We start from the raw sequence: 10,618 nt of genomic DNA, 5'->3' as shown, positions 1-10,618 counted from the left end.
GTAAAATAGCCCATCTACTTATTAGATGGGCTATTTTATTACTTTTATTGAGTTTTTGCCTTAACTGACTGGCATTAATCTTAAAGATCGCTTTTTTTAATATAGTAACTGAATTTATAACGATAGTTTATTTACCTTGGTAAGATAATTTCATTCCGAGAATATAGCCATCATTATCTTGGAAGTCACCAACGATTTTACCTGTCGGTAATTGACCTTTTGCATCACCGAACCATAAGTATTTACCACCCGCTGATACTGCCCATTCAGGAGTCACGTTATATTTAGCGCCCAAACCAACACTATAGTAACCATCAATAGGACCTAATGATGTTGTTGGATCGCCAGCGCCGCTATCCCAACCAACAGTACCACTTACGGCTAAAGCAGGAGCTAAACGCTTAGCAAGACCAAGTTCTACTTGCCACTGGTCATCTTCATACTCAACCAAGTTTAAACCGTTAGGACCGTAGCTTCCTTTACTGACTTCATTATATAAAGGTGGCGTAATTTTAAAATCACCCCACGGTACCCAACGTACTTTTGCAGTAGCTAACATCGTTGGGTTAATACCGGTTTGGAAATCAAGGTTTACTGATTTAGGAGTAGTCAGTTCCATTGTATTAGTTTGGACTGGATTAATACCTAAGGCTCCAGCTACTGGATAAGTTTCGTTAATATCCATTTTATGATCAATTTCAGATCGGTATGTCAAAGCAGCCTTTAAAGCAATTTCTGGCTTGCTATAAGAAACGCCTGCTAACCAACCATAGTCTTGATCTGGACTAATGTGTGAGGTATAACCTGTGGCTGGACCATAAGCAAGACCACGCAGCTTAACATCTGCTTGCACACGCTGAGCTACTGGACCACCATAAATCTGAAACTCTTTATTGGTACCAAATTTGGCACCTAAAATAGCCGTAATACTTTCACTACGTACTTCGACATTGGTACCTTCGCCTGCATTTGCTGCTTCAGCATTTGCAATCGCCACAGCGCCCCGTAAACCGTCTAATTGTGCTTGCTGTTCGGGTGTCAGTACACCCGCTGTTTCACCTGGAGTAAGAGCAGTTATGCCCGCTATAGCTGCATTATAAGTCGGGGCTTGGTTATTGGTAATTGCCGCGATAGAAGCATCAAGGTCCCCTTTTGATACAAAGTTATTGTCACCACTATAATTTGCGGCCGCACCAAATGGCTCATCATATAGAATACCCACGCTAAACGTATCGTTCAGATCAGTTTTCACGCCATAACGAAAGAAATCATAAGACTCAGCGATATCGCCTGTTGCATTACCGCGCTGATACTCATCAATATTTGGGTTATTATTAGCGCTATCATAGCCACTGACATCAGCGTCGATATAGGTATAGACAGCTTCGGCATAGGTGCCATCTTGTAGGAATGCTGTGATATCTTGACCAGAACGATCAAGACCTGCAGCGTTAGTCACACTGGCTACAGAAATAGTAGCGATTGCTACCGCAAGAGTTTTTAAATGAAAAGTAGCGCGCATTGTGTATCTCCAAACATCCTCGTTGTTAAATCATCTTCATAACTAATATTCAGCATTGTTGCTTGAAATATAAGTTTATGTAAATGACGTCCTAAATGAATAGTAATGATTTTTTAACACTAAAACAATACTTAAAACACTTTATTTTCAGATAGTGACTCTTTAGTTCAGTCATTATTGCTCAAAATCAGCAAATAAAAGTTCATTATCTCTAGCGAAATTAAGGATAATTGTTTACTGCCTAATCAATATAGATCTAACATCAAACAATATATTTCTAATCTTTTAAACATAAAAAAACGACCCATTACAGATCGTTTTTAATATGATTCAAATAATTTTATTTAGAATAAAGACATAAATTCTTAGTTAAAGTTCTGCTTAGCTTGGTAAGACAATTTTACACCAAGAGCAAAACCATCATTGTCTTCAAAGTTACTAACGACATTCTTGGTTGGGATTTGACCTTTAGCATCCCCGAACCATAGGTATTTACCACCAGCAGAAATAGCCCAGTTTTCAGTTAAGTTATACTTAGCGCCAAGACCTGCACTATAATAGCCTTCGATAGGACCTAAAGAGGTTACTGGATTGCCAGCGCCACTATCCCAACCAATGTTACCAGTTACAGCTAAGGCTGGTGTTAAGCGTTTAGCTAAACCTAATTCTACTAACCATTGGTCTTTATCATAGCTGACTAAAGACAAACCTTCAGGGTACTGCGCTTTACTCACTTCTGTATAAACAGGAGGTACGATTGCAAAGTCACTCCATGGTACCCAGCGTACTTTTGCTGTTGCTAAAGTCGTTGGATTGATACCTGTTTGAAAATCAAAGTTTACAGATTTTGGAGTAGTGATATCTATCTCACCAGCTTTTTCAATGCTGGCTGCAGGATAGCTTTCAAATATTGGTAAAGTATGATCAATTTCTGAGCGATAGGTTAACGCGGCTTGTAAAGCAATTTCAGGTTTACTATAAGACACACCTGCTAGCCAGCCATAATCTTGATCTGAGCTAATATGAGCGGTATAGCCAGTCGAAGCACTATATGCCAGTCCACGTAGTTTTACATCAGCTTGTACTTGTTGAGCAACCGGACCGCCATAAACTTGGAAATTTTTATTTTCGCCAAATTTCATGCCAAGAATTGCAGTGATATTTTCAGTACGCACTTCAACGTTGGTTCCTTCGCCTTTGGTATTAAACTCTGCTTGTGCCGCCGCCACAGCTGGCGCTAATGCTTTGTATTGTGCTTGCTCTGTAGGCGTTAATTCAATCTTATTGTCAATTTTATACTTAATTCCACCTACTGTTTGAGCCGCAGATGCAAAATCCTTAATCTTACCACCTGATACAGCATTAATCGTGGCGTTGCGATCACCTTGAGCTACAAAATTATTGTCGCCTCTATAGTCAGCAGCTGCACCAAAAGGCTCATCATATAAAACACCAACGCTAAAAGTATCATTAATGTCGGCTTTTACGCCATAACGGAAGAAGTCATAAGACTCTGCGATATCGTCTATCTTATTACCTTGCTGATAGGCGTTTTTATCTGCGCCAACATAAGCATTGTCATAACCACTAACATCAGCATCTAGATAAGTATAAACTGCTTCTGCATATACGCCATCTTGCAAAAACGCGGTGATATCTTGACCTGAACGATCAAGACCTGCCGCACTAGCGAGACTAGCTGCAGAAAGAGCAGCCAAAGCTACCGTTAGAGTCTTTAGATTGAAATTTGCGCCCATTGTGTATCTCCAAACATCCACATTGTTTTACCGCTACACCGAACTTTGTTAGGTAGACAGTATCTAAGGTGAAGGATACTAATGTGTTTTTTACATGAAAACAACCGAAAAATACTTTATTTCTGCAATATGACTGGATAGTCAGCGAACCGTATATTTATGCCAAAATTTACATGTAAATATTCAATAAATACTATGCCATTATTTATTGTCTATATTGAGAATATCTTATTGTTAATAATGTGGTGGTCTATCTGCCATAACATCAAAAGGCGCTACACCGCCCTCCCCATCTTGGTTTTGCACTTGCTTATAGATAAACTGTAGTTGGCGCTGCAAGGTTTGAATATCTCTATCTTGGCGCGTAATAACCTCATCAAGCCGCTCCACGGTAACTTCAAGATGAGATAAGTTCATCTGCAACTCAATCACTTGAGCCTGTAAATCCGCTTGGCTATCTGCCAGCTGAGCTTGTTGATTAGGAGCGTTTTTTTCTATCGAATTTGGTTGATTCATATTTTTCTCAATAGTAGTTCTCAATAATAGATAGTATGGTTATTTTCTTTATTAAATCTCAGACCTCACCATTTAAAATAGACTTTATAAAATAGTGTTTATCAAAAAGCCCCGTAAAACCACGTCACTTCTAGGGCGTGGATATCAGGCGTCAACCGTTGTCACCTAAGATTGAACCCACCTTGTTAAACAAACCCATTGAGAACATAATCACTCTATGAAAACGCTCAAACTACGCATCAAAGACAAACACACCAATCAGCTAAACATCTTAGCAGGGTCGGTTAATTTTGTCTGGAATTACGTCAATGAGCTTAGTTTCAAACATCTCAAACGCACGGGTAAATTCTTTACAGCTTACGATTTAGCAGCCTACACCAAAGGGGCTGGTGAATACCTAAATCTACACAGCCAGACCTTACAAGCTATTAGTGAGGTTCACGCTAAATCTCGCAAACAATTTAAAAAAGCCAAACTCAACTGGCGTACCAACAATCCTAAAGCCAAACGTAGAAACTTAGGTTGGATACCGTTTAAAAAGACCGCGATAAAACATCTAGCAACCCGTCAATCAGGCAAGAAAAGCCTTAAATCCACCATTCAGCTAAGCCTCGCTAAGGGTAAAAAGCTAATTATTGATATGTGGGATAGCTATAACCTAGCCCTATACAACATCAACACCTGTGAGCTGGTGCAAGATGCTCGCGGCCACTGGTATGCCTGTATCACCGTTAAAGAATTTCCAAAGATTAAGTGCGGTGACGGTCAAGTTGGTATTGACTTAGGCTGCAAAGATGCCGCAGTCAGTAGTGATGGCGATCAACTACAAACCAAACTCACCCATCAATACGCTGAAAAACTGGCGATTGCTCAAAGGGCCAAGAATAAAAAGCGGGTCAAGGCGATTCATGCCAAGATTAAAAATACCCGAAAAGATTTAACCCATAAATTTACTAATAAACTGGTTAAAGCCAATAGCTTAATTGTCGTTGGTAAAATAAAATCAACATCATTCACTAAGGGCAAACTGGCCAAATCCGTCTATGATGCTGGTTGGTTTGAGATTAAGCGGCAACTGGATTACAAATGCAAGCATGCAGGTTGCCACTATATCGAAGTGAATGAAGCGTACAGCACCCAAACCTGCTCGTGTTGCGGCTCACGCCAAGACAGTCCGAAAGGTAGAGCGGGTCTTGGTATAAGAGTGTGGTTCTGTCGTTCTTGTAAAACGACCCATCAACGAGACGTTAATGGAGCAAAAAACATACTCGCGGTCGGGCTTGGCCGTCTTGAGTAGGAATCCCCTTCGCTTTTAAGAAGGGGAGGAAGTCAAAAAGGCATTTACGCATACTACAGTTAGGTGGCAGCATGTTATACTGCTAGGAATTTTGCAACAACCCTTACCTCACTATTATATAAGCTTAAGATATTCTATGGCATTGATACATTTAAAAGATATTCACTTGGCATTTGGCGTGGCTCCTATTCTCGATGGCATCGATTTTTCAATCAATGCAGGCGAGCGCGTTTGTTTGATTGGCCGTAATGGCGAAGGCAAATCTACTTTATTTAAACTGATAAATGGGTCATTGCAGCCTGACAGCGGCGAGATTATCAAAAATAGCAGCATGCGTGTTGCGATGTTAGAGCAAGACGTTCCTGAAACCAGCGGACGTATCTTAGACATCGTGATGGGCGGTAGCCGCCACACCGCCAATTTGCTGATTAACTATAATAAGCAAGTCGATATGTGTGCCAATGGCGATATGGACGCTTGCGAGCATATGGCAACCTTGCAACACGATATCGATGCCGTACATGGTTGGGATTTAGAACGTGATGCAACCCGTCTAATTACGACTATGGGACTTGATCCTGAAGCTGACCTGTCTTCATTGTCTGGCGGTCGTAAACGCCGTGTGCTACTTGCTCGTGCACTAGTCACCAAGCCTGATGTGCTATTACTCGATGAGCCGACCAACCATTTAGACGTTGAAAGCATCGAATGGTTGGAGCGCTTTTTACTCGACTGGCAAGGTCTGACGTTATTGTTCGTGACGCACGATAGAGCATTTGTCAATAAGCTTGCCACCCGTATCGTTGAGCTTGATCGTGGTCAATTGACGAGCTATGACGTCACCCAAGGCGCTAAAGGGTATGCGCGTTATCAAGAATTAAAAGAGCAGCAGCTACTTGCTGAAGAAAAGAACAACGCTAATTTTGATAAAAAATTGGCACAAGAAGAAGTTTGGATTCGCCAAGGTATTAAAGCGCGTCGTACCCGTAACGAAGGTCGCGTGCGTGAACTAAAAGCCCTGCGCGAAGAGCGTAAAGGCCGCCGCGAGCAAGTCGGTAACGTCAATATCACCATGGGTGAAGGCGAGAAAAGCGGCAAGCTGGTTTGTAAAGTTAAGAACCTGCATCTGGAATATGATGGCAACGTCTTAGTCGACAACTTTAGCACCATGATTATGCGCGGTGACAAAATAGGTATCGTAGGCCCTAACGGCGCGGGTAAAACCACGCTGATTAAAGCCCTACTGGATATGTCTGATGATGAAGTCACCAAAACAGGCACGGTCGAGCTTGGCACTAATTTACAAATTGCCTTTTTCGATCAGCTGCGTGATCAGTTGGATTTAGAAGCCAGCGTGGCGCAAAACGTCTCTGAAGGTTCTGACTTCGTAGAAGTTGGCGGGCGCAAAACGCATATCATGAGCTATCTGCAGGATTTCTTATTTGCCCCAGAGCGTGCACGTACACCTGTCAAAGCCTTATCAGGTGGTGAGCGTAACCGTGTGTTATTGGCTAAGCAATTATTAAAGCCTGCTAACATTCTAGTGCTCGATGAGCCAACCAACGACTTGGATATGGCCACCCTTGAGCTTTTAGAAGAATCGGTCGCCAGCTTCAACGGTACTATTCTGCTGATTAGCCATGACCGCTCATTTATGGACAACGTCGTTACTTCTACTTGGGTATTTGACACGGATGAAGATGGTAATGGCATTGTCAAAGAATATGTCGGCGGCTATCAAGAATACTTAGTACAAAAAAACCGTGAAGAAGAAGCGAAAGCTAAGAATGCTAAATCGTCTAACGATAATGCTGCTAGTAGCAAAGCTAACAATAAAACTACGGTCGCGGCAAAGTCTAATACCGCTGCCAAAAAGCTTAACTATAATGAACAGCGTGAACTCGATAATTTGCCAAAAGAAATCGCTGCGTTAGAAGCTGAGCAAACGGAGCTGGAAGAAAAGCTGGCTGACGGTTCTTGGTTTACGAAAGATATGGACGCCGCTACAGCTGCCAGTGAGCGTTTATTGGTCATTGAAGATGAGATGATGACTAAGCTTGAGCGCTGGCATACGCTTGAGAGTTGATATTGTCTAGCGCTATTTATCACTACATAACCTTTATATCGAAAATGGTGAAGGGTTATAAATAGCTTACGACCACTTACAACCGCGTAATGTGCGGAAAGTTAGTGAACATTGTCTTGATTTCAAGTATCATTCCCTATTGCTGAATACCCTTATTAATTATAAGGTCATTATTCATAATAGTCTTGTTGATAAAAAAGCGTACTTTAAGGTAGGTTAAATATTGATAATTAAGCAGTTTTAGACTAATTATCTTGTTTAACACTGAAGTACGCTTTCTCAAGGCTGCTTTATTTTTAACACAATAATTTATTTTATGACCGAAATAGCTTAGAATAGCAACAATTAGCAAAATTAGGCACAGCTAACGTGGCTTGATAATTGTCATTTTTCTAAGCCACAAACCCAGTGTGGGATAATCCCATTTCATTCACCTGGAGGAAGTATTAATGAGCCATGCCGAAGGCGTTAACGTACAACGTCGTAGAGTTCTTATTGCCTCGACTGCCGTCATTGGTGCAGCTGGGGTAGCTGCTGTGGCGACACCTTTTGTCCGTTCTTGGACTCCGAGCGCAAAAGCCGAGGCTGCAGGCGCTGCAGTGACCCAAGATATTGGTTCTATCGAAGCAGGACAGATGATTGTCGTCAAGTATCGTGGCAAACCTATCTTTGTGGTCAAGCGCACTGAAGAGATGCTGACCACCTTAGAATCAGTCAAGTCATTACTGTCAGATCCTGATTCAGATGAGTCACTACAACCAGAATATTGTAAAAACCCTGAGCGCTCTTTATCACCAGAAGTACTGGTGGTAGAAGGCGTCTGTACACATTTAGGCTGTGCACCAAACTACCGTCCTGATGTGGGCGCAGCTGATTTAGGCGGTAATGACTGGTACGGTGGATTTTTCTGCCCATGTCATGGCTCTAAATACGATTTATCGGGTCGTGTTTATAGTGGTGTCCCTGCACCGCTTAACTTACCAATCCCAGAGTACAGCATGGATGGTACTATCTTGACGATTGGGGAGGCTTAATATGAGCATGGGTAAAAAACTAATGCATTGGGTGGACGCGCGCTTTCCTGCGACTGAAACCTATGAATATCATATGTCAAAGTACTATGCACCAAAGAACTTTAACTTTTGGTACTTCTTTGGTGTGTTATCAATGGTGGTATTGGTCAACCAATTGGTGACTGGTATTTGGCTAACGATGATGTACAACCCAAGTGCCGAAGGGGCATTTGCGTCTGTTGAATATATCATGCGTGATGTCAAAGGTGGCTGGCTCATCCGTTATATGCACTCGACGGGCGCTTCTGCGTTCTTCGTGGTGGTATACCTGCATATGTTCCGTGCTTTGCTATACGGTTCATACCAAAAACCACGCGAGCTTATTTGGCTCATCGGTATGGGTATTTACCTAGCATTGATGGCAGAAGGTTTCTTCGGTTACCTACTCCCTTGGGGCAACATGTCATTCTGGGGCGCTCAGGTTATTCTAAACTTACCTGCGGCTCTACCTGTCATTGGTGACGGTCTTGCTGAATGGGTACGTGGTGACTATATCATCTCAGGTATTACCTTAAACCGCTTCTTTGCTTTGCATGTGGTTGCTATTCCACTTGTCCTTGTCGGCTTAGTGTTTATGCATTTAGTGGCGCTGCATCACGTTGGTTCGAACAACCCTGATGGCATTGATATTAAAAAGCTAAAAGATAAGAATGGCGTACCATTAGACGGTATCGAATTCCATCCGTACTATACTGTGCACGATATGGTTGGTATTGTTGTCTTCTTTATCTGTTTCTTTGCAGTCGTATTCTTCTTCCCAGAAGGCGGTGGTTTCTTCCTTGAGCCACCAAACTTTGAAGCAGCGAATTCGCTAAAAACACCAGAGCATATTGCACCAGTTTGGTATTACACACCTTTTTATGCCATTTTACGTGCAGTTCCTAATAAGCTTGGTGGTGTTATTGCAATGGGCGGTGCGATTGCCTTCCTATTCTTGATCCCATGGCTAGATAGATCTCCTGTACGCTCTATACGCTATAAAGGTATTCTGTCAAAGATTGCGCTTACTGTCTTTGCTATCAGCTTTATCGTATTAGGCTACTTAGGTGCGACACCTGCAACGCCAACAGCGACGATTTTGGCACGTATCTTTACTATCCTGTATTTCTTGTTTTTCTTATTGATGCCGTTCTACACAGCTATTGAGAAGTGTAAACAGCCACCAGAACGCGTTACCGGAGGTCACTAATGAGCACGCTAATTAAATCCCTAGCTGGTCTAGGCTTAGGCGCCGCACTGATGTTGACTGCTGGCACTGCAAGCGCATCAGGTGGTGGATGTGGTACTTTTACCAATGCTGATGGCGTGGTTGAACACTTAGCTTGTAGCACCGCCCCTATTGATTTTACCAATAAGGGTTCGCTACAAAACGGTGCGAAAATCTTTATGAACTACTGCGCTGGGTGTCACTCAGCAAAGTATGTTCGTCATTCGCGCATTGCTAAAGACTTAGAGATACCGCCTGAGCTGGTTGAAAAGTATTTGATGGTCACCACCGATCAAATCGGTGATCATATCAATGCTGAAATCGATCCTGAAGTACAAGCATCATGGTTTGGTGCGGCACCTCCGGACTTGTCACTTGAAACAAGACTACGCGGTGATGACTGGGTTTATACGTATTTGCTATCGTTCTATGAAGATCCAAGCCGTCCTTGGGGCGCTAACAACTTAGTACTTGCAAACGCTGCTATGCCGCACGTGTTGCATAATATGCAAGAAACCTTGAGTGAAGAAGAGTTTGAATCTGAAGTTGGTGACTTGGTTAACTTTATGGCGTGGATGGCAGAGCCGGTACGTCATGACCGCCAAGTAATCGGTTTCTTTGTGATTTTATTCTTATTAGTACTGCTCATTCCAGTTTACTTGTTAAATAAAGAGTTCTGGAAAGACGTAAAATAAGGTGTAATGGACAAAATTCATGCTAAAAAAAAGCATTACTTCGGTAGTGCTTTTTTTATGTTTGAATAAATGGTTAATTATAATACCAAACCCAACAATTAAAGTTGTGCCCAAGCACGAGCAGTTAACGACCGAATTCTTTGTGGCTGTTTAAGCAAATTATTCCAAGCCAAGCAAGCGGCATCGACAATAGCCTCATAACTGTCATAACAACGATTGGATAACTCATTTTGCTTAAGGTACTGCCATACTCTCTCAGAAGGATTCAGCTCAGGTGAATAAGGCGGTAGTTTAAGCATAGTGACATTAGCCTGATTCAAGCTTGGTTGATGCCATAATGCGCCGTCCATCACCACCACCGCATGACGTCCTTTTGGAACGGCTTTACTAGGGCGTGTTGAACATTGGATATAAATTTCTGGCAAAAAAAATAGCGAACGGTTAATCTTTAAGTTCTCACACAAA

8 protein-coding genes and 1 pseudogene are annotated in these 10,618 nt (G+C 42.2%); 5 read left to right on the top strand and 4 right to left on the bottom strand.

The genetic code is table 11. From position 1 onward, the window contains the following. Positions 1-127: 127 nt before the first annotated feature. The 3 genes from H9653_RS11860 to H9653_RS11850 form a co-directional block, all read right to left on the bottom strand. Complete coding sequence (locus H9653_RS11860; protein ID WP_191692521.1) at positions 128-1,522, bottom strand: OmpP1/FadL family transporter; 1,395 nt, start codon at positions 1,520-1,522, stop codon at positions 128-130. 365 nt (positions 1,523-1,887) lie between these two features. Continuing rightward, the gene (locus H9653_RS11855) at positions 1,888-3,279 is read right to left on the bottom strand and encodes an outer membrane protein transport protein (protein ID WP_191692520.1); all 1,392 of its coding nucleotides are present in this window, start codon (positions 3,277-3,279) and stop codon (positions 1,888-1,890) included. A gap of 234 nt (positions 3,280-3,513) precedes the next feature. Further along, positions 3,514-3,795, bottom strand: a complete 282-nt coding sequence (locus H9653_RS11850) for a SlyX family protein (RefSeq protein WP_144296467.1) — start codon at positions 3,793-3,795, stop codon at positions 3,514-3,516. Between the two features lie 217 nt (positions 3,796-4,012). Here H9653_RS11850 and H9653_RS11845 point away from each other — a divergent pair. The 5 genes and pseudogenes from H9653_RS11845 to H9653_RS11825 all read left to right on the top strand — a co-directional run bounded on the left by H9653_RS11845 (position 4,013) and on the right by H9653_RS11825 (position 10,153). Further along, positions 4,013-5,178 (top strand): annotated as a pseudogene (locus H9653_RS11845) (RNA-guided endonuclease InsQ/TnpB family protein). Positions 5,179-5,228: 50 nt separating this feature from the next. After that, complete coding sequence (locus H9653_RS11840) at positions 5,229-7,178, top strand: ATP-binding cassette domain-containing protein (RefSeq protein ID WP_191692518.1); 1,950 nt, start codon at positions 5,229-5,231, stop codon at positions 7,176-7,178. A 449-nt stretch (positions 7,179-7,627) separates the two neighbouring features. Further along, positions 7,628-8,212: a ubiquinol-cytochrome c reductase iron-sulfur subunit gene (petA, locus tag H9653_RS11835; RefSeq protein WP_191692517.1), complete on the top strand. Its 585-nt coding sequence runs from the start codon at positions 7,628-7,630 to the stop codon at positions 8,210-8,212. A gap of 22 nt (positions 8,213-8,234) precedes the next feature. Further along, positions 8,235-9,440 carry a cytochrome b gene (locus tag H9653_RS11830; protein WP_191692522.1) on the top strand — a complete coding sequence of 402 codons (1,206 nt, stop codon included), beginning with the start codon at positions 8,235-8,237 and terminating at the stop codon, positions 9,438-9,440. Continuing rightward, a complete protein-coding gene (locus tag H9653_RS11825; protein ID WP_191692516.1) occupies positions 9,440-10,153 on the top strand; it encodes a cytochrome c1 in 714 nt (237 codons plus the stop codon). Before H9653_RS11830 ends, H9653_RS11825 begins: the two co-directional genes overlap by 1 nt. Before the next feature lie 98 nt (positions 10,154-10,251). Here H9653_RS11825 and H9653_RS12730 read toward each other — a convergent pair. Next, positions 10,252-10,618 (bottom strand): transposase (locus H9653_RS12730; protein WP_191692515.1); only part of this gene is annotated, 367 nt, incomplete at its 5' end.

The organism is Psychrobacter communis (assembly GCF_014836505.1).
Classification (GTDB): Bacteria; Pseudomonadota; Gammaproteobacteria; order Pseudomonadales; family Moraxellaceae; genus Psychrobacter; species Psychrobacter faecalis.
This window is presented reverse-complemented; position numbering and strand designations above follow the sequence as displayed.

What these genes read in the sequence shown, in the direction of transcription:
- H9653_RS11860 (WP_191692521.1), bottom strand. Translation starts at nt 1,522, where the DNA reads ATGCGCGCTACTTTTCATTTAAAAACTCTTGCGGTAGCAATCGCTACT.
- H9653_RS11855 (WP_191692520.1), bottom strand. Translation starts at nt 3,279, where the DNA reads ATGGGCGCAAATTTCAATCTAAAGACTCTAACGGTAGCTTTGGCTGCT.
- H9653_RS11850 (WP_144296467.1), bottom strand. Translation starts at nt 3,795, where the DNA reads ATGAATCAACCAAATTCGATAGAAAAAAACGCTCCTAATCAACAAGCT.
- H9653_RS11840 (WP_191692518.1), top strand. Translation starts at nt 5,229, where the DNA reads ATGGCATTGATACATTTAAAAGATATTCACTTGGCATTTGGCGTGGCT.
- petA (WP_191692517.1), top strand. Translation starts at nt 7,628, where the DNA reads ATGAGCCATGCCGAAGGCGTTAACGTACAACGTCGTAGAGTTCTTATT.
- H9653_RS11830 (WP_191692522.1), top strand. Translation starts at nt 8,235, where the DNA reads ATGCATTGGGTGGACGCGCGCTTTCCTGCGACTGAAACCTATGAATAT.
- H9653_RS11825 (WP_191692516.1), top strand. Translation starts at nt 9,440, where the DNA reads ATGAGCACGCTAATTAAATCCCTAGCTGGTCTAGGCTTAGGCGCCGCA.